Source organism: Pseudogulbenkiania ferrooxidans 2002, from assembly GCF_000174355.1.
GTDB lineage: Bacteria > Pseudomonadota > Gammaproteobacteria > Burkholderiales > Chromobacteriaceae > Pseudogulbenkiania > Pseudogulbenkiania ferrooxidans.
The window spans coordinates 180,770-200,097 of record NZ_ACIS01000004.1 but is presented as its reverse complement, the minus strand read 5'-3'; the positions used below and the strand labels follow the sequence as shown (position 1 = coordinate 200,097).

General features: G+C 65.8%; 17 protein-coding genes. 1 reads left to right on the top strand and 16 read right to left on the bottom strand.

Going from position 1 to position 19,328, the window contains the following annotated elements; all coding sequences use genetic code 11:
* Position 1: 1 nt before the first annotated feature.
* The 3 genes from ntrB to FURADRAFT_RS08305 form a co-directional block, all read right to left on the bottom strand.
* A complete protein-coding gene (gene ntrB / locus FURADRAFT_RS08315; RefSeq protein ID WP_008953682.1) occupies positions 2–916 on the bottom strand; it encodes a nitrate ABC transporter permease in 915 nt (304 codons plus the stop codon).
* A 24-nt stretch (positions 917–940) separates the two neighbouring features.
* Positions 941–2,221: a CmpA/NrtA family ABC transporter substrate-binding protein gene (locus FURADRAFT_RS08310; protein ID WP_008953681.1), complete on the bottom strand. Its 1,281-nt coding sequence runs from the start codon at positions 2,219–2,221 to the stop codon at positions 941–943.
* A gap of 247 nt (positions 2,222–2,468) precedes the next feature.
* Entirely contained in the window at positions 2,469–3,053 is a 585-nt protein-coding gene (locus FURADRAFT_RS08305; protein ID WP_008953680.1) for an ANTAR domain-containing response regulator, read from the bottom strand.
* Between the two features lie 174 nt (positions 3,054–3,227).
* Here FURADRAFT_RS08305 and FURADRAFT_RS08300 point away from each other — a divergent pair, with 174 nt between their 5' ends.
* The gene (locus FURADRAFT_RS08300; RefSeq protein ID WP_008953679.1) at positions 3,228–3,800 is read left to right on the top strand and encodes a DNA-3-methyladenine glycosylase I; all 573 of its coding nucleotides are present in this window, start codon (positions 3,228–3,230) and stop codon (positions 3,798–3,800) included.
* A gap of 110 nt (positions 3,801–3,910) precedes the next feature.
* Here the strand turns inward: FURADRAFT_RS08300 and FURADRAFT_RS08295 are convergent, their stop codons facing one another.
* The 13 genes from FURADRAFT_RS08295 to FURADRAFT_RS08235 form a co-directional block, all read right to left on the bottom strand.
* Positions 3,911–4,213 (bottom strand): hypothetical protein, encoded by a 303-nt coding sequence (locus tag FURADRAFT_RS08295; RefSeq protein ID WP_008953678.1) that lies wholly within the window; start codon positions 4,211–4,213, stop codon positions 3,911–3,913.
* Positions 4,214–4,377: 164 nt separating this feature from the next.
* Positions 4,378–5,661, bottom strand: a complete 1,284-nt coding sequence (locus FURADRAFT_RS08290; protein ID WP_008953677.1) for a sensor domain-containing phosphodiesterase — start codon at positions 5,659–5,661, stop codon at positions 4,378–4,380.
* A gap of 313 nt (positions 5,662–5,974) precedes the next feature.
* Complete coding sequence (gene clpB, locus FURADRAFT_RS08285; protein ID WP_008953676.1) at positions 5,975–8,551, bottom strand: ATP-dependent chaperone ClpB; 2,577 nt, start codon at positions 8,549–8,551, stop codon at positions 5,975–5,977.
* 503 nt (positions 8,552–9,054) lie between these two features.
* Positions 9,055–9,900: a sugar phosphate isomerase/epimerase family protein gene (locus FURADRAFT_RS08280; protein WP_008953675.1), complete on the bottom strand. Its 846-nt coding sequence runs from the start codon at positions 9,898–9,900 to the stop codon at positions 9,055–9,057.
* A gap of 13 nt (positions 9,901–9,913) precedes the next feature.
* The gene (locus tag FURADRAFT_RS08275; protein WP_008953674.1) at positions 9,914–10,768 is read right to left on the bottom strand and encodes a 4-hydroxyphenylpyruvate dioxygenase family protein; all 855 of its coding nucleotides are present in this window, start codon (positions 10,766–10,768) and stop codon (positions 9,914–9,916) included.
* 449 nt (positions 10,769–11,217) lie between these two features.
* The gene (locus FURADRAFT_RS08270; protein ID WP_008953673.1) at positions 11,218–11,958 is read right to left on the bottom strand and encodes a GntR family transcriptional regulator; all 741 of its coding nucleotides are present in this window, start codon (positions 11,956–11,958) and stop codon (positions 11,218–11,220) included.
* An 11-nt stretch (positions 11,959–11,969) separates the two neighbouring features.
* Positions 11,970–13,421 (bottom strand): NAD-dependent succinate-semialdehyde dehydrogenase, encoded by a 1,452-nt coding sequence (locus FURADRAFT_RS08265; protein ID WP_008953672.1) that lies wholly within the window; start codon positions 13,419–13,421, stop codon positions 11,970–11,972.
* 183 nt (positions 13,422–13,604) lie between these two features.
* The gene (locus FURADRAFT_RS08260; protein WP_008953671.1) at positions 13,605–14,675 is read right to left on the bottom strand and encodes an ABC transporter ATP-binding protein; all 1,071 of its coding nucleotides are present in this window, start codon (positions 14,673–14,675) and stop codon (positions 13,605–13,607) included.
* Positions 14,672–15,472 (bottom strand): ABC transporter permease, encoded by an 801-nt coding sequence (locus FURADRAFT_RS08255; protein ID WP_008953670.1) that lies wholly within the window; start codon positions 15,470–15,472, stop codon positions 14,672–14,674. Before FURADRAFT_RS08255 ends, FURADRAFT_RS08260 begins: the two co-directional genes overlap by 4 nt.
* Before the next feature lies 1 nt (position 15,473).
* Complete coding sequence (locus FURADRAFT_RS08250; protein WP_008953669.1) at positions 15,474–16,358, bottom strand: ABC transporter permease; 885 nt, start codon at positions 16,356–16,358, stop codon at positions 15,474–15,476.
* 75 nt (positions 16,359–16,433) lie between these two features.
* The gene (locus FURADRAFT_RS08245) at positions 16,434–17,456 is read right to left on the bottom strand and encodes an ABC transporter substrate-binding protein (protein WP_008953668.1); all 1,023 of its coding nucleotides are present in this window, start codon (positions 17,454–17,456) and stop codon (positions 16,434–16,436) included.
* Positions 17,457–17,521: 65 nt separating this feature from the next.
* Positions 17,522–17,836, bottom strand: coding sequence for an NIPSNAP family protein (locus FURADRAFT_RS08240; protein ID WP_008953667.1), 315 nt, complete (start codon positions 17,834–17,836; stop codon positions 17,522–17,524).
* Between the two features lie 10 nt (positions 17,837–17,846).
* Entirely contained in the window at positions 17,847–19,319 is a 1,473-nt protein-coding gene (locus FURADRAFT_RS08235; RefSeq protein WP_008953666.1) for an aldehyde dehydrogenase, read from the bottom strand.
* Positions 19,320–19,328 lie beyond the last annotated feature (9 nt).

Genomic DNA, 19,328 nt, shown 5'->3' with positions numbered 1-19,328 from the left:
CTCACACTCCCTGACCGAAGCTGAAGCGGCGTGCCAGCAGGATCAGCACCTGTTCCAGCAAGAGCCCGACCAGCCCGACGATGAAGATGGCGATGATGATGTGCTCGACGTTGAGATTGTTCCACTCGTCCCACACCCAGAAGCCGATACCGACCCCGCCGGTCAGCATCTCGGCCGCCACGATCACCAGCCAGGCCACGCCGATCGACAGGCGCACTCCGGTCAACACGTGCGGCAGCACCGACGGGAACAGGATGGTGGTGAACACCTTGAACTCGGACAAGCGCAGCACGCGCGCCACGTTGAGGTAATCCTGCGGCACCGCGCGCACCCCGGCGGCGGTGTTGAGGATCATCGGCCACACGCTGGAGATGAAGATCACCCAGATCGATGCCGGGCTCGCGGCCTTGAACACCAACAGGCCGATCGGCAGCCAGGCGAGCGGCGAAACCGGTCGCAGCAGGCTGATCACCGGCGCGAACATCGCCGAGACGAAGGCGAAGCGGCCGAGGATGAAGCCGGCGGGAATGCCCACCAGCGCGGCCAGGCCGAAGCCGATGCCGACGCGCCCGAGCGAATTGAGGATGTTCCAGCCCACGCCCTGGTCGTTCGGCCCGTTGCGGTAGAACGGATCGGCGAACAGCAGCTTGGCCGATTCCCAGGTGGACAGCGGCCCCGGCAGGCCGCCGCGCGACTTGGCGACCACGGCCCACACCAGCACCAGCAGCGCCAGCCCCAACAGCGGCGGCACCACGGTCTTGATCGCCGGCACCAGCAGGCGCACGGCGGGCGAGGTATCGGCCGATTCCAGCGACGGGAAACGGCGTTTCGACGCGGTGCGCGCCGGCAGTGTCTGTTCCACGGTCTTGCTCTCTGTGCCGCTCACGACACTGGCTTCATGCTTGATGGCTTGCATGGTGCTTCTCCCCTATTCCGTGGCTCAGGCGCGAATCTTGAACGAAGCGGCGTAGCCTTTCGGGTCCTTGCCGTCCCACACCACGCCGTCGATCAGCTTGGCGGAGCGCATATCGGAACGCGGCAGCGCGACCTTGGCGAGCGCAGCGGCTTCCTTGTAGAGCGCGATCTGGTTGATCTGTCGGGCCACGCCCAGGTAGTCCGGATCGGCCTTCAGCAAGCCCCAGCGCTTGTGCTGGGTCAGGAACCACATGCCGTCGGAGAGATACGGGAAGTTGACCTTGCCCTCGTCGAAGAACTTCATCAGGTGGGGGTCTTGCCACTTCTTGCCCAGGCCGTCTTCGTAGGTGCCCAGGAAGCGTCCCTCGATGACCGGCTCCGGGGCGTTGACGTAGGCCTTGTCGGCGATCAGCTTGGCCACGCTGGCGCGGTTCTTGACGTCGTCGATGTAGCGCGAGGCTTCCAGCAGCGCCGCGATCAGCGCGCGCGCGGTGTTCGGATTCTGCTTGACCCAGTCGCCGGTCGTGCCCAGCACCTTTTCCGGGTGACCGGCCCAGATCTGCTGGGTGGTAGCCACGGTAAAGCCGACGTTGTCGGCGATGGCGCGGGCGTTCCACGGTTCACCGACGCAGTAGCCGTCCATATTGTCGACGCGCATGTTGGCCACCATCTGCGGCGGCGGCACCACGATGGTCTTGACGTCGCTCATCGGGTTGACGCCGTGCGCGGCCAGCCAGTAGTAGAGCCACATGGCGTGGGTGCCGGTGGGGAAGGTCTGGGCGAAGGTGTATTCGCGCGGCTCGGCCTTGATCAGCTTGGCGAGCGCCGGGCCGGAGGTCACGCCCTTGGTCTTGAGCTGGTTGGAGAGCGTGATGCCCTGGCCGTTCTGGTTCAGCGTCATCAGTACCGCCATGTCCTTCTTCGGACCGCCGATGCCCAGGTGCACGCCGTACATCAGGCCGTACAGCACGTGGGCGGCGTCCAGCTCGCCGTTGACCATCTTGTCGCGCACCGCAGCCCAGCTCGCCTCCTTGGACGGCACGATGGTGATGCCGTACTTCTTGTCGAAGCCCATCTTGGAAGCCACGATCACCGAGGCGCAATCGGTCAGAGGGATGAAGCCGACTCTGACTTCAGTTTTTTCCGGCTTGTCGCTGCCGGCAGCCCAGGCGCTAGTGGCGATACCGGCCGGCAAGGCGGCCAGCAAAGTAGTGGACCCCATGACGGTCAGTGCTCCCTTGAGAAAATCGCGACGATCCGGCACCGCCGGTGAACTGCTGTCGATCGATGTGCGCTTGTTATCCATTCTCTTCTCCCTCTTTGCAGAAAAAAACAGCCGAAAACGAAAAACGCCTGTCGTCCCGCTCCGTGTCGGAGTCGGGTCGACAGGCGCCGTTGCCCGTCTGGGTAGCGCCGCCGCCGTTGGCGACTTACCCGGTCGTCACGCTATACGCAACTACCGTGCCAGAGGTCAATCAACTGTTTTAAAAGGGAAATTTTTTACATCCACTCCTTTTGTGCACTGCACACGTGCGCCCTGCACCAGCGCACGCTCAGCCTTTGAGCCAGTTGGCCAGCTCCACCACCTCACGCGCCACGTCGCCGAGCTTCTTCTGCGACTTCATCGCGCGCTCGCGCAGCTGGCGGTAGGCCTCGTCCTCACCGATGCCCTTCATCTGCATCAGCAAGCCCTTGGCCTTCTCCACCACCTGACGGTCGGCCAGGCGCTGGCGCATGTCGTCCAGCTCCTCGCGCCGCTCCTTGTCGAGCGAATAACGCTCTATCGCCACCTCCAGCAGCGGCTGGATACGCTCAGGCACCACATCGCCCACCACGTAGGCCGCCACCCCGGCGGCCAGGGCGGCTCGGATGGTGTCGCGGCGGGCGTCGTCGGTGAACATCACCACCGGCCGCTCGCTGTGCGCGCTGCTGACGCAGACGTGCTCCAGCATGTCGCGCGATGGGGCATCGGAGTCGATCAGCACGATGTCGGGGCGGATGCTGTCGATCATCTCACCCAGCCGCAGCGACACCTCCACCTCCGCGATCACGCGCACGCCGGCCTGCGTCAGCGCCTCCTTGAGCGCAGCTGCCTTGCCCGATCCATCGTTAACCAGCATTACCGTCAGCACTGTCATCTCCCTATTGCACAGAAAAGGTGAAGCAAGCACCATGCCGGGTCGATGCTCTTTCCATGCAAACTACCTGTCCATGATCTGCGTGCAACCAGTCTCGGGCCCCCAAAAGGCAAACGGCTCGATACGGCGGAGACCCAACGCAGCGTGGGCTTACTTTAAGGTTGGCCGAAGACCATGATTACTGCAACGCGCTGCCCGTGGTGTGGCGATGACCCGCTCTACGTGGCCTACCACGACCTGGAATGGGGCGTGCCGGTGCACGACGACCGCAAGCTGTTCGAAATGCTGGTGCTGGAAGGCGCCCAGGCCGGACTGTCGTGGATCACCATCCTCAGGAAACGCGAAGGCTACCGCGCTGCGTTCCACGGCTTCGACCCCGAGCGCGTCGCGGCGATGGACGAGACCGACGTCGAGCGCCTGCTGCAAAACCCGGCCATCGTGCGCAACCGGCTGAAGATCCACAGCGCCATCCGCAACGCCCGCGTGTTTCTCGACCTGCAACGCCGCCACGGCAGCTTCGCCGCCTGGCTGTGGGCACAGGTCGACGGCCAGCCGGTGGTCAACCACTGGAGCAGTCTGTCCGAATGCCCCGCCTCCACGCCGCTGTCCGACGCCATCAGCAAACAGCTGAAAAAGGCCGGCATGAACTTCGTCGGCAGCACGGTGATCTACGCCTTCCTGCAGGCCACCGGCGTGGTCAACGACCACCTGATCGGCTGCCACCGCCACCCGCAACGGCAAGACTGAGCCGCGCTCGCCCGCTAGCGCCTCACGCGACAAAAAGCCGGTGTCGGGAACCCCGGACACCGGCTGCGCGCCTTGCTGACACAAGCGATTCGATACGGCTTTTTTAGCTCTTAATCGTCGTAGCGGTGGTGATGGTGGCGGTGCCCGCGCTTCCAGCCGCGCTCTTCGACATAACGATGTTCTACGATGGTGCGACGCGGTTCGGGCCGGGTTGCGACACCGGTACCGATGGCGGCACCGGCCGCCGCGCCGATCATCGCGCCATCCCGCCCACCCAATGCCGAACCGACCGCCGCGCCGGCACCACCGCCCAGCGCGCCGCCGAGCACGGCGTTGCTGTCCATGGCGTAGGCCGAGCCGGTCAGCAACAGGCTGCCGGCCAGCAGGGCGACCATCCAACGGTTCTTGTTCATGGCTGTGTTCCTTAAGACTAGTGCAGTAATCATCAACGGCGGCATCATAACCAAGATCGCCGCCGGGCGCTGTCAAGAAGTACTAACAATTGTTAAGCCTGATGCTTACGCCGCCGGCCCGGCCGAAGATCTCTCGCCTGACGTCCTGGCGCACGGAGCCATCGTCAGGCCAGCCCTTCCAGTTTGATGTCGCAACACAGCACCCGCTGCCCCTGCGCCAAAGGCACCGTCAGCGACAGCGTCACGCACAGCCGGGAGTTGGCGACCGACAGGTAGGGGCTGCTGACTTGCAGCTGACCGGGGTGGGCCAGGGCACGGTAGTGGTAGGGTTTGCGCGCCCAGTTGGCGCCCTGCGCCTCCTCCAGCGGGGCGAAGCGCGAGGACGCCGGTTCGTGGTCGGCACGCAGCACGCTGGCGCCGATCTGCACCCCGTCCGCGCCGATCAGGTAACAGCGGTCCACTTGCGGCATCGCCAACAGCTCGGCGCAGGCCGACGCCAGGCCCTGCTCGGTCCACAGCCGCTGCGCCGCGCGCTGGAAGGCGCTGGCGTAGACCTGCAATTCCCGGCGCTGGCGCGCCGAGGCCTGCGCGGCGGCGTGCCGGGCGGACAGCGCAGCGATGCCGCCGTCGCCATGGCGCAGCGGCTCTGGCGCCGGCCGCGCGAAGTGAAAGCCCTGCACAAGGTCGGCGTCACTGTCCAGCGCGATGGCGGCCTGCTCCTCGTTCTCGACCCCCTCGATCAGCGCCAGGCTGCCCGCCTCGTGGATCAGCGCCACCGTGGCCGGCAGCACGCGCCGCGCCCGCGGCGAGTGCTCAGCGGCGGCGATCAGCTTGCGGTCGAGCTTGACGATGTCCGGCGCGGCACGCCAGATGCGCTCGATGTTGGAGGCATCAGCCCCGAAATCGTCCAACGCCACCAGGCAGCCCATGTTGCGATAGTTGGCCACCGCCTCGCTCAGCAGCGATTGGTCGGGAATGGTACCCTCGAGGACTTCCACCACCACGCGCCGGGCGGGAAAAGCGCTGTGCGCCAGCAGTTCGGCGAAGAACGGCTCGGACTGGCCGGTGCGCACCACCACCTGGGTCGACACATTGAGGAACAGCCAGGTCTGAGCGTCGTCCAGCTCCCCGGTGCGCTGATAGTTGGCGAGGTGCAGGGCACGGCACAGCCGGTCGAGGAAAACCCGCTCCTCATCGCCTTGCGCGCTGGCCAGCGCCTGCAGCGGCCCCACCGGGCTGCCGTTGGCCTGCCGCGCCCGCAGCAGCGCCTCGTGGCCGACGATGCGGCTGTGCGCCAGGCTGTAGATCGGCTGAAAGTGGCTGTCCAGGCACAGCTCACGGAAGCGGCCGATGGCACGGCCGGCTTCGGGAAGGATGGAGCGCGTGATGTCGCCCAGCGGCAGGCACAGGTCGGGCGACGACAGCGGCAAAGCAGAGAGTGATTGCATAGTGGCAAAAAAAGGCGTCCCCGGGCCGGTCAGCCCCGGGGACGCCGTTGTCCCTTTCAAGTGCGGACCGCCGTTGGTCCGCCTGCCGGCTATTTAGCAATCGCTGTGCCAGCGTCCCGCTCCGCCATGCCGTCAAAATGACTGGATAGCACCCGCCATTCGCCCGGCATTGGCGCATATTGCACTGCAACAGTGCACTGCCCGCCCCGCCCGAGCCAGGAAGCAAAAGACCCCCGGTCCTGACGACGTGTCTTGAAACACGTCACCGAACCGGGGGTTCACGTCACCCGCCTTCAGGCTGGCGGTCGCGTGCTCACTCGAACACGATCTGGCCGTTTTGCGCGTCCACCAGCACCGTCGCCTTGGGCTCGTATTTGCCGGCCAGGATGGCCTTGGCCAGGGGGTTCTCGATGTCGGACTGGATCGCCCGCTTCAGCGGCCGCGCGCCGTACACCGGGTCGAAGCCGGCCTCGGCGATGGCGTCGAGCGCCGCGTCGGTGACCTGCAGCGACAGCTCCAGCTTGGCCAGGCGCCGCTCCAGCGACTTGAGCTGGATGCGGGCGATGGAGCGGATCTGCGCGCTGCCCAGAGCGTGGAACACCACCACCTCATCGATGCGGTTGATGAACTCGGGGCGGAAGTAGCCCTTCACCTCGGCCATCACTGCCAGCTTGATCACCTGGTAGTCGTCGCTGCCCATGGCCTGGATATGCTGGCTGCCGATGTTCGAGGTCATCACCACCACGGTGTTCTTGAAGTCCACGGTGCGGCCCTGGCCGTCGGTCAGGCGGCCGTCGTCCAGCACCTGCAGCAAGATGTTGAACACCTCGGGGTGCGCCTTCTCCACTTCATCCAGCAGGATCACGCTATAGGGCTTGCGCCGCACCTGCTCGGTGAGCTGGCCGCCCTCCTCGTAGCCGACGTAGCCCGGAGGTGCGCCGATCAGCCGCGCCACCGAATGCTTCTCCATGTACTCCGACATGTCGATGCGGATCAGATGATCTTCGCTGTCGAACAGGAAGCCGGCCAGCGTCTTGCACAGCTCGGTCTTGCCCACCCCGGTCGGCCCGAGGAACAGGAAGGAGCCGTACGGCCGGTTGGGGTCGGACAGGCCGGATCGGCTGCGGCGGATGGCGTCGGACACCGCGCGTACCGCCTCGTCCTGTCCCACCAGGCGCTCGTGCAACACCTCTTCCATCCGGAGGAGCTTCTCGCGCTCGCCCGCCAGCATCTTCGACACCGGGATACCGGTCATGCGTGACACCACCTCGGCAATCTCCTCGGCACCGACCTGAGTGCGCAGCAGACGGTTCGGCTTCTGGGTACCGGCGCCCGCCGCTTCCGCCTCCTTCAGGCGCGCTTCCAGCTGCGGCAGCTTGCCGTACTGCAATTCGGCCAGTTTCTGCCAGTCGCCCTGGCGCTTGAGGTCTTCCATCTCCACCTTGAGGCGGTCGATCTCCTCCTTGATGCTCTGGCTACCCTGCGCCGTGGCCTTCTCGGCCTTCCAGATTTCCTCCAGGTCGGCGTATTCGCGCGACAACCGGTCGATCTCATCCTCGATCAGGCCCAGCCGCTTCTGCGACGCCTCGTCGCTCTCCTTCTTCACCGCCTCGCGCTCGATCTTGAGCTGGATCAGGCGGCGGTCGAGCTTGTCCATCTCTTCCGGCTTGGAGTCCAGCTCCATCTTGATGCGGCTGGCGGCCTCGTCGATCAGGTCGATGGCCTTGTCGGGCAGGAAGCGGTCGGTGATGTAGCGGTGGCTCAACTCCGCCGCGGCGACGATGGCCGGATCGGTGATGTCAACGCCGTGGTGAATCTCGTATTTCTCCTGCAACCCGCGCAGGATGGCGATGGTGTCCTCCACCGAGGGCTCGTCCACCAGCACCTTCTGGAAGCGGCGCTCGAGCGCGGCGTCCTTCTCGATGTATTTCCGATATTCATCGAGCGTGGTGGCGCCCAGGCAGTGCAGCTCGCCGCGCGCCAGCGCCGGTTTCAGCATGTTGCCGGCATCCATCGCCCCTTCCGCCTTGCCGGCACCCACCAGGGTGTGGATTTCGTCGATGAAGATCAGCGTGTTGCCTTCGTCCTTGGCCAGATCACTCAGCACGCTCTTCAGGCGCTCCTCGAAATCGCCACGGTACTTGGCGCCGGCCAGCAGTGCGGCCAGGTCGAGCACCAGGAGTTTCTTGTGCTTCAGGCTTTCCGGCACCTCGCCGTTGACGATGCGCTGCGCCAGACCCTCGACGATGGCGGTCTTGCCGACACCGGGCTCGCCGATCAGCACCGGATTATTCTTGGTGCGGCGCTGCAGCACCTGGATGGCGCGGCGGATTTCGTCGTCGCGGCCGATCACGGGGTCGAGCTTGCCTTGGCGCGCCCGCTCGGTCAGGTCGAGCGTGTACTTCTTCAGCGCCTCGCGCTGGCTTTCGGCATCCTGGCTCTCCACGTTGGCGCCACCGCGCACCGCGTCGATGGCGGCGTTCAGCGCGTTGGCGGAGCCACCGTTGTCCTTGAGCAGGCGGCCGGTCTCGCCTTTGTCGTCGAGCAGCGCCAGCAGGAACAGCTCGCTGGCGATGAAGGCGTCGCCGCGTTTCATCGCCGCCTTGTCGGTCAGGTTGAGCAGGTTGCCCAGATCGCGCGACACCGTGATCTCGCCCCCGGTGCCCTGCACCTTGGGCAGCCGGTCGATGGCGGACTTGAGCCCGCCGCGCAACCCGGTCACGTTGACGCCGGCCCGCGCCAGCAGGCTGCCGACGCCGCTGTCGGCGTCGTCCAGCATCGCCGCCAGCAGGTGCTGCGGCTCGATGTAGGCATGATCGTTTGAGAGCGCTAGGCTCTGCGCGTCGGCCAACGCCTGCTGGAATTTGGTGGTCAGTTTATCGAATCGCATGAGGGACTCCTGAATCGCTATTAATCCCTATTTTGGGCGGGGTTTTGGCGATTTCAAGAGCGCATGCATGGAATACGGCCGCCAGCGGGAAAGGGCTGTCCAAGAACAGATCGGCCAGAGGCAAGAGGCAGCCCCATCGTTGGGCGAGCCACGCCAGGTGGAGTGCGGCCGGAACACAGAAACAGAAGTGGGGGAGCAAAAAAATGAGGATTCCACGCCACGGAGCGACTCTTGGAAGAAAGCGGCCAAGAGGCGAAGCAGCAGCGGCCAAGCGGAACGTGCTTTTAGCGCCAAGCCCGCGCCGCACGCCCCCTCCACCGCCTCTAGCCCCGCGATTTGTGGCGCGCAAAAAAAACGGACGGGAAGACCCGTCCGCCAATCCCTGGGAAATCGCCAGGTGCACACACCAACACAAACAACGTTAACCCTCCCGGCCATGCCCGGAAGCGAGGGATATCAGTACGCCGACGCCACACCGTAGCGGGGCACCGGAAACATCGCGTTCAGCCCGACAGTAACTGCGAAGAAAGCCACTCCACCGCCTGCCCTGCCCGCTGCAGCACCAGCGACGGGGGGCAATGCTGATAATCGTCATTGGCCACCTCGAAGGCGTAGCGACCGCGATAGCCGCCTGCCTCCAGCCGCCCGACCAGTTCCACCAGCGCCCGGCTGTGCTCGCCCTCGCCCGGGAAGAAGCGATGGTGCAGGGAGAGCTCCACCATCTCGTCGAGCGCCGGCACGTAGTCGTACATGGCGTCGGAGAGCTGCACCAGGAACAGGCGCTCCGGCGGAATGGCCTTCAGGTCGTCCGGCTGCATGCCGCGGGCGAACAGGTGGAAGGAATCGAGCACCAGACCGACGTTTTCGCGGTCGACCCGCTCGATCACCTGCCAGGCACTGGGGTAGTCCGCGACGTGGCGCCCCCAGGCCAGCGGTTCGTAGCCGATGCGCAAGCCGAGCGGCGTCGCCAGCGCCGACAGCAGTTGCAGATGCTGCACGATGGTGTCGAGGTCGCCGCTGGCTTGCGGCGAGGTCGTCGACGACACCAGCAAGAGATCGGCACCGGTCTGCTGCGCCATGCGCAGCATCGACTTGGCGATGTCGACCTTGTAGTCGAGGAAGCGGCCGCCCAGGCCTTCGAAGTCGCGCAGCGCCAGGAAGCCGCTGACCGCCAGCTGGCTGTCGCGCACCCGGCGCACCGCCTGTTCCAGGCCGCCGGTCTGCTCGCCCACCAAATCCTTGGCCGACAGCGTCACGGCCGAAAAACCGGCCTCGGCGATGGCCGTCAATTTGTCTTCCAGCGCCCCGGCAAGAGCGGTGGTATCGATGGCAAAACGGGATCGTTCCATGATCGGCACCGTGTCAGTCAGCCTGCGAGGCCATTTCGAATTGCACCAGCCCCGCTTCGTGCAGCGTGTGTAGCACTCGCGGGGCATAGGCGTCCGGGGTCAGCGATTCGCCCAGCCGTACCCCCCGCTGCGCCAGCTCGGCAGCCGCGGCGGGCAGATCGGGCGCCAGCAGGCGCACGGCATGCAAGCCTTCGCGCCCGCCATCACCGCGCTCGCCCGCGGCGGTTTCCAGGCGGATGCGCACCTTGCCGCACGGGCTTTCGATCAGGCATTCGCCGGCGACGCTGTGTGGATGGGCGCGAAAACCGAACAGGTGGGCATAAAAATCTTGCCACTCCTTGAGCCGGCCGGGCTGAACCCGCTGCACCAGTTGATCGACTGCGGTGAGCAGCAGCGGCGCCTGGTCCGCCTCGGCGCCGGTCAGCCAGACAAAATCGACGTCGTAGATGGAGTGGTCCTGGTAACGGTCGACCAGATAGATCAGCGAGCCCCCCACCCCCTGAAACGCGGGAATGCGCAACTCCATCACCCCAGGGGCGCTGTCCACTTCCCAGCCGCCGCGTTCATTGGCATAGCGCGTCGCGAGTGCCGCATCCCTGACCCGGAAAGCCACGGCGCAAATGCCTGAACCATGCTGTTGGGCATACTGCTGGGCGTGCCCGCCCTGTTCGCCGTTGACGATGAAGTTGACCGAGCCTTGCCGGTACAACAGCACGTTCTTCGAGCGGTGCCGTGCCACGGCACTGAAGCCCAGCGCCTCGAGATGGCGCCCCAGACGGATGGGTTCGGTGCTTGCAAACTCCACGAATTCGATGCCGTCCATTCCCATGGGGTTGGGCGCGTCTCCCGGAGTATTCGAGTTAACCATGACGTTCCTCAGCAGAGTGATTCTTTAACATGCTCGTCGCGCTGCGACACGGCCAACACCTTGCGAGCGGGGGACGTGGCGATCGAAGCTGCAGACTCCTGACGCACCCAGCCACCGATCCATCGGCTCGTCATTTTCATTGTCAGAAAATCGCTCGCTTAATCAAGCGGCATTGCTAGGCGCCGCATCGACAAATGGCCGATAAACGCACAAACAGTTCGAATATCGGCCATAAATGTAGTGAGTGGCGGCCGTGGCGTCAAGGATAGTGTCTGCAAAGACGTTCGATGATCGAACAGACGGGTAGCGGGTGTGCACGACGGCGAGAAAGCCTGGACGAGGGGGGTGTGGCTCGAAGCGAAGACCGGGATGCCGGGCGGGAGAGCGCCGCGCACGGCGGAGGAAACGGGGCGACCAGCACGTGGCCGCCCGCGTTCAGAGGACAGGAATCAGTCGGAACCGGCCAGGGCCGCCGGCGCCGCCTCGAGATCGGCCGCCGGGCTGGCATCGGCCATTTCGGCCAACTTTCTAGCCGCGATATCGGCCACGCGTTTGACGTGAGCCACCGAGGCATCATGCGCGGACTGGGGGTCGCGTCGCTTAAGCGCTTCGACCAGTAGCCGCATCTCCGCCGCGGCCTCGGTGGCGCGGCCTGCCGAGCTGATGGTCATGGCGCGCAGGCGGTTGATACGGGCGTTGAGCGACTGCACGATCTCCCACGCCATGGTCTGGCCGCTGCCCTCGAACATCAACTCGTAGAACGCCGAGGTGCTGGCCAGCACCTCGTGGAAATCGTTTCTGGCAAAGGCCGCCTGGATTTCCTCGTTGATGGCGGCCAGGCGCACGATGGTCTCGTCGTCGGCGCGCTCGGCGCACAGCCGGGCAGCGTGGCCTTCCAGCAGGGCGCGGATCTCGTAGATCTGTGCCGCCTTGTCGGCATCAAGCGTGGCCACCACCGGGCCCTGGTGCGGGATCGACTCGACCAGTCCTTCGGTCTCCAGATGGCGCAGCACTTCCCTGACGATGGAACGGCTGACGCCCAGCTCTTCACACAAGGAGCGTTCCACCAGGCGCTCGCCGGGCTTGAAATAGGCGCTGAGGATGGCATCGCGCATCTTCTCCAGCGTCAACTCGCGCAGCGTCTTGACGCTACGGTCTATCTTCAGCGAACTGCTGCCCTTGGGTGACATGGTCGATCTCCTTATTGAATGCCGCCAAGACAGAGGTATTTGATTTCGAGGTAATCCTCGATGCCGTAGCGCGATCCTTCCCGGCCGCAGCCGGATTGCTTGATCCCGCCAAACGGCGCCACTTCGGTGGAAATGAGGCCGGTGTTGACCCCCACCATGCCCGCTTCAATCGCCTCGGCCACGCGCCATACCCGGGCGAGATCGCGGCTGTAGAAGTAGGCTGCCAAGCCGAATTCGCTGGCGTTGGCCTGGGCAATCACGTCCGCCTCGTCGACGAAGCGGAACACCGGTGCCACCGGGCCGAAGGTTTCCTCGCGCGCCACGCGCATCGCGGGCGTCACGTCGCGCAGGATGGTCGGCTCGAAGAAGGTTCCGCCCAGCGAATGGCGCCGGCCGCCGGTGACGACGGCCGCGCCCTGCTCCAGCGCGTCGGCGATGTGCGCCTCGACCTTGGCGACGGCCTTGTCATCGATGAGCGGGCCCTGCGTCACCCCGGCGTCCATGCCGTTGCCGACGTCGAGCGCGGCCACGCGTGCGCTCAGCTTGGCGATGAACGCGTCGTAGACCGCGTCCTGCACGTAGAGGCGGTTGGCGCACACGCAGGTCTGCCCGCTATTGCGGTACTTCGACACCATCGCGCCTTCCACCGCAGCGTCGAGGTCGGCGTCGTCGAACACGATGAACGGCGCGTTGCCCCCCAGCTCCATGCTGACCTTCTTCACCGTGCCGGCGCATTGCCGCAGCAGCAGCCGTCCGACTTCGGTGGAACCGGTGAAGGTCAGCTTGCGCACCAGTGGGTTGCTGGTCAGCTCGCCGCCGATCGCCACCGGGTCGCCGGTGACGACGTTGATCACGCCGGGAGGTATGCCGGCTTCTTCGGCCAACCTGGCCAGGGCCAGCGCCGACAGCGGGGTCTGTTCCGCCGGCTTGGCGACGACGGTGCACCCCGCAGCGAGCGCCGGCGCGATCTTACGTGCCAGCATGGCATTTGGGAAGTTCCACGGCGTGATCGCGCCGACCACACCCACCGGCTGCTTGATGGTGATCAAGCGTTTGTCGCCCTGGGTGGCGGGAATCACGTCGCCGTAGACACGCTTGGCTTCCTCGGCAAACCACTCGATGTAGGCTGCGCCGTAGGCGATCTCCCCCTTCGCTTCGGCCAACGGCTTGCCCATTTCCGCGGTCAGCAGCCGCGCCAAGGGCTCGGTGTGCGCCAGCACCAGGTCGAACCAGCGACGCAGATAGCCCGCCCGCTCCTTGCCTGTCAGCGCGCGCCAGGCCACGCCGGCGGCCTGTGCCGCGTCGATGGCGCGGCGGGTTTCGGCCGCGCCCAGGCGCGGCACGCTGCCGATGGTCTCGCCGGTAGCCGGATTGTGCACGGCCAGGCGCTCGGCGCCGTCCAGCCATTGCCCGTCGATGTAACAGCGGTCCTGCAGCAGTTCCGCCTCGCTCAAGATTTTCATTCTCTATCCTTCGACGGCGGGTGTCGTTGCCCCGCCGCCCACTTGCGTTTGATCAGCGCAGAGCGTGTGAAAAAATTCGTCGCGAGCAGGATGAGGTCAAAGCGAGAAGCACAGCTGTACAAGTGGTACAGCGAGCATCACAGCTTTGAGATCACCCTGCGCAGCAGGATTTTTCGCAAGCTCTCAGGCGAACACGTGACCGTGCTGCGCGTCCCACTCCAGCACCGCCGGTGCCCCGATGCTCAGCCCCTGGCCATCGCGCACCGCCATGCGCACCGCGATTTCCTGCTGCCACGGCGTCTGCACCGCGAAGTGCATGCTGTCGCCCAGATACGTCATGTCGCGCACCGTCACCGCCAGGCCGTGCCCTGCGGCTGCCGCGGCAGGACGGATGCGCATCTGCTCCGGGCGCACCATCAGCGTGCCCTCGCTGCCGGCCGCGAGCGCACTGGCGGCACCCTCGACCGCGTGGCCGTTGGGGAACACCGCGCGCGCCCGGCCGCTGCCCATCTGCTCGACCTTGACCGGCAGGAAGTTGGAGTTGCCGATGAAGCCAGCGACGAAGCGCGACGTCGGGCGCTCATACAGCTCCTCGCCGGTGCCGACCTGTTCGATCTTGCCCTGGCTGAACACCGCGATGCGGTCGGACAGGCGCAGCGCCTCTTCCTGGTCGTGCGTCACGTAGAGGATGGTGACGCCGGTTTCCTGGTGGATGCGGCGCAGTTCGAGCTGGATTTCCTCGCGCAATTTCTTGTCGAGCGCGGAGAGCGGCTCGTCCATCAACAACAGCGGCGGGTCGTAGGCCAGGGCGCGGGCGATCGCCACGCGCTGCTGCTGGCCGCCGGAGAGCTGGCCCGGCAGACGGTCGCGATAACCGGCCAGATGCACCAGCTCCAGCATCTTTTCCACCTTGGCCTTGATCTCGGCCTCGGGGCGGCGCCGCACCCGCAACGGGAAGGCGACGTTCTCGCCCACCGTCAGGTGCGGGAACAGCGTGTAGCGCTGGAACACCATGCCGATGTTGCGCTGGTTAGGCGCCACCTCGAGCAGCGACTTGCCGTTGAGCAGTACCTGCCCCTCGGTCGGCCCCTGGAAACCGGCGACGATGTAGAGCGTGGTGCTCTTGCCCGAGCCGGACGGGCCGAGAAAGGTCATGAATTCGCCTTGCTGGATATCGAGCGAAACATGGTCGATGGCCACGACCTGATCGTAGGTCTTGCGCAGGCCACGAATCTGCAAAAACGGGGTCGTCATGAGCGTGTACCTCTCTTCAACAGGGAAACCAGCAGCATCAGCACGATGGTCAAGGCCACCAGCAGGGTCGATGCCGCCGCGATCACCGGGGTCAGGTCCTGGCGCAGCGTGCTCCAGATCAGTACCGGCAAGGTTTGCAAGGTGGGGCTGGCCATGAAGATCGACAGCACGACCTCGTCCCACGAAATCAGGAAAGAAAACACCGCGGCGGCGAACAGGCCGAGCCGGATCGCCGGCAGCGTCACGCGCCACTTCACCTCGATCGGCCCGGCGCCGCAAATCATGGCGGCGTCTTCCAGCGCCGGATCGAAGCTCTGCAAGGAGTTGCCGATGGTGATGATCGAGAACGGCAGCGCGATGATCAGGTGGCCGATGACGAAGCCGGTCAGCGTGCCGGTCAGCCCGAGCTTGAGGAAGAACGCATAGAGCGCCACCGCCAGCACCACCACCGGCAACACCATCGGCGTCAGGAAGAAGGCCTGCAAGGCGCTCTTGCCGAAGAAGGTGCTGCGGGCGAGACCGAGCGACGCCAGCAGGCCCAGCGCCACCGACAGCACGGTGACGATCACCGCCACCTTGGCGCTGGTCAGCAGCGAGTCGATCCAGACCGGATCGGTCAAGAGCTGCTGGTACCACTGCAGCGTCCAGCCCGGCGGCGGAAACACCAGCCATTGCGAGTCACCGAACGACAGCGCGGCGATGAACACGATGGGCAGCAGCAGAAACAGCATCACCACGGTGCCGACACCGATCAGGCCCCAGCGCCAGGCCCCCAGACGATCAAAATCGAGCAACATCTCAGCGTCCTCCGAAACCGGTGCGTCCGCCGCCGAGGTAGCGCAGCTGGACGGCGTAGAGACCGAGCGTCACCACCAGCAGCACGAAGGCGGCGGCGCCGGCGAGACCCCAGTTGAGCAGCGACTGCACCAGCTGGGCGATCAGCTCGGCCAGCATCATGTAATTGGTACCTCCCAACAGCGCCGGGGTGACGTAATAACCGAGCGACATCACGAACACCATCAGCGCCCCGGAGGCGATGCCGGGCAGCGCCAGCGGCAGCAGCACCAGACGCAGCGCCTGCCAGCGGCTGGCGCCACAGATGGCGGCGGCGCGCAGCGTGGAGGGGTCGATGGCGCGCAGCGTGGCGTGCAGCGGCATCACCAGGAACGGCAGCATGATGTAGGTCATGCCGATGGTGACGCCGACCAGATTGTTCACCAGCGCCAGCGGCTCGTCGATCACGCCGATGGCCATCAGCACCCGGTTGATGAGACCGGTCTGCTGCAGCAGCACCATCCAGGCGTAGGTGCGCGCCAGCAGGTTGGTCCACATCGACAACAGCAGCACCGCGAACATCAGCTGCGACCAGCGCTTTGGCAGCACGGCGAGCAGCCAGGCGGTCGGAAAGCCGATCAGCAAGGTGATCAGCGTGACCACGCCGGCCACCATGAAGGTGTTGAAGAACACCCGGACGTAGGTCTGCGAACCGAGCAGCTCGACATAATTCTGCAAACCCGGAGCCGGCTCCATGACACTGCGCAGCAACAGGGTGAGCACGGGGATCAGGAAGAACCCCCCCAACAGCAGCAGCGCGGGGAGCAGTAGCTTGACGCCACGCGATTCGGCACCGATCTTGAATCGGCGGCGCACCGGAACGGCGGCAGAACTCAAAGCAGTGGACATGACAACTCCTAAACGACACGACGGCTAGACAGGCGGGCGGGACGGCGGAACGCCGTCACCCCCCGCTCCGGCACCTTACTGGGTCTGCCAGGCATACCAGCGCTTGGCGATCTCCTCGCGATGCTCGGCCCAGTAGCGCATATCGAGGTTGATCTGGCTGGCGCCATGCTGATCCGGCAGCGACTTGACCGCGGCCGGCGTCATCTTGCTCTTGGCCTGCAGGTTGATCGGCGCATAACCGGTTTCGCCGGCAAACTTGGCCTGGGCCTCCGGGCTGGTGGCGTAGGCCAGGAACTTCATCGCGGCCGCCTTGTTCTTGCTGCCCTTCGGAATCACCAGCATGTCGGCGGCGGTCAGGTTCTGGTTCCACGACATCCCGACCGGGGCCCCGCTTTGCTGCAGGGCGTTGACGCGGCCGTTCCAGAACATGCCGATCGAGGCCTCGCCCGATGCCAGCAACTGCTGCGACTGGGCACCGCCGCTCCACCACACGATCTGGCTCTTGATGCTGTCGAGCTTCTTGAAGGCACGGTCGATGTCGAGCGGGTAGAGCTTGTTGGCGGGCACGCCGTCCGCCAACAGCGCGATCTCCAGCACCCCCGGCGCCGACCACTTGTACAGCGTGCGCTTGCCGGGATAGCGCTTAAGGTCGAACAGGGCGGCCCAGGAGGCCGGGGCGGCGCCTTTCAGGGCCGGCTTGTTGTAGCCCAGCACGAAGGAGTAATAGAAGCTGCCCACCGAATTGGGCGAGACGAAGCGCGGGTCCACTCCCTTGAGCTGGGAGAGATCGAGCGGCTCCAGCAGCCCGTCCTTGGCGGCCTTGTAGGCAAAGTCGCCCTCGACGTCGACCACGTCCCAGTTGACGTTGCCGCTTTCCACCATGGCCTTGAACTTGCCATAGTCGGTCGGGCCGTCCATCGCCACGTTGACGCCGCTGGCGGCGCTGAATGGCTTGGCCCAGTGCTTCTGCTGCGCCTGCTGGGTGGTGCCGCCCCAACTGGTGAACACGAGGCTCTCCGCCAGCACCGGGGTGGCGGCCAGAATGCCGAGGCTGGCGGCCAGGGCGACGCGAGTACCAAACGCTTTCGTTGCAGTCATGATGTCATCTCCTAGGTAGAGGTAATGCTGTTGTTCTTGTAGCTTGACGGTGCCGGCCTGAACGCTCAGGCCAGCGGGGAAAACGGTGCCGGCTTCATGATCTTGCTCTCCATCTCCTCAAGGAGAGCCTGGATCTTGGGCGCGAACGCCTGCCAGGCCGGGTCCTTGGCCAGAGCGGCGCGGCGCTCCTCGCGCTCGTCCAGGCTGGAATACGCCCAGATGTGCACGATCTGGTTCAAGGGGCCGATCTCGGAAAAGAAGTAACCGACCAGGTTGCCGAGATACTGCTTCTGCAACGCGATACCCTCCTCTTCCACCAGTTTCAGGTAGGCCGGCACGGCGCCGGTCTTGATGCGGTAGGTACGGATCTCGTAGTACACCTTGTCCTCCTCAACGCATCACGAACGGGTCGGCAATCGGCTCGTCCGAGGTGCGGATCCACACCGACTTGGTGCGGGTGTAGTCCAGCACCGACTCCATGCCGCCCTCGCGCCCCAGGCCGCTCAGGCCGTAGCCACCGAACGGCACGATCGGCGACACCGCGCGGTAGGTGTTGACCCAGACGATGCCGGCGCGCAGCGCACGAGTAAGCCGATGCGCACGGGTCAGGTCACGGGTGAACACGCCGGAGGCGAGGCCGTAGACACTGTCGTTGGCGAGCGCGATGGCCTCGGCCTCGGTATCGAAGGTCACCACGCTCAGCACCGGGCCGAACAGCTCCTGCGTCACGCTCGGCACCTGGGCGTCGGGGCAAGCGAGGATGGTCGGGCGGTAGTAGTAGCCCGCCTCGAAACCCTCCGGGCGCACGCCGCCGGTCACCAGCCCGGCGCCGGCCTCCAGGCTCGCTGCCACCACGCGCTCGATGTGCTCGCGCTGCTTCAGCGTCGCCAGCGGGCCCATCTCGGTGGCCTTGTCCTGTGGGTCGCCGATGCGGATCGCCTCGGCCTTGGCCTTCAGCGTGGCCAGCAGGCGGTCGCGCACGCCGCGCTGCACCAGGAGGCGCGAGCCGGCCACGCAGCTCTGGCCCGTGGCGGCGAAGATGCCGGCGACGATGGCGTTGCTGACGCTATCGACATCGACGTCGTCGAACACCAGCACCGGCGATTTCCCGCCCAGCTCCAGCGTGGTATAGGCGAGGTTCTCGGCCGAGTTGCGCACGATATGGCGCGCCGTCTCGGGTCCGCCGGTGAAGGCGATGCGCGATACCAGCGGGTGGCTGGTCAGCGCGCGGCCACAGTCGCCGCCGAAGCCGGTGACGATATTGACCACGCCGGGCGGGAAGCCGGCCTCGTGCACCAGGCGGGCGAACTCCAAGAGCGGCGCCGGGCCTTCCTCGGAGGCCTTCAGCACCACGGTGCAGCCCGCCGCCAGCGCCGGGCCGAGCTTGACCGCCGACAGGAACAGCTGCGAATTCCACGGCACGATGGCCGCCACCACGCCGATCGGCTCGCGCCGCAGGAAGGCGTCCATGTCCGGCTTGTCGACCGGCAGGCAGGCGCCCTGGATCTTGTCGGCGAGGCCGGCGTAGTAGCGGTAGTACTCGGCGACGTAGCCGATCTGGCTTTGCGTCTCGCGGATGATCTTGCCGGTGTCGGCCGTCTCCAGTTCAGCCAGCCGGGCGGCATTCTCGGCCACCAGGTCGGCCAGCTTGTAGAGCAGCTTGCCGCGCTGGCTCGCCGTCAGGCCGGCCCAGGCGCTGTCCAGGAAGGCGCGGTGCGCGGCCTTGACCGCACGGTCCACGTCCTCGGCGCTCGCCGCCGGCATACTCGCCCACGGCTCGCCGCTGGCCGGGTTGACGCTGTCGAAGCGGGTGCTGCCGTCTTCGAGCTGGCCGTCGATGTACTGCTGAAACCGTCTCAACATGCTGCAGGC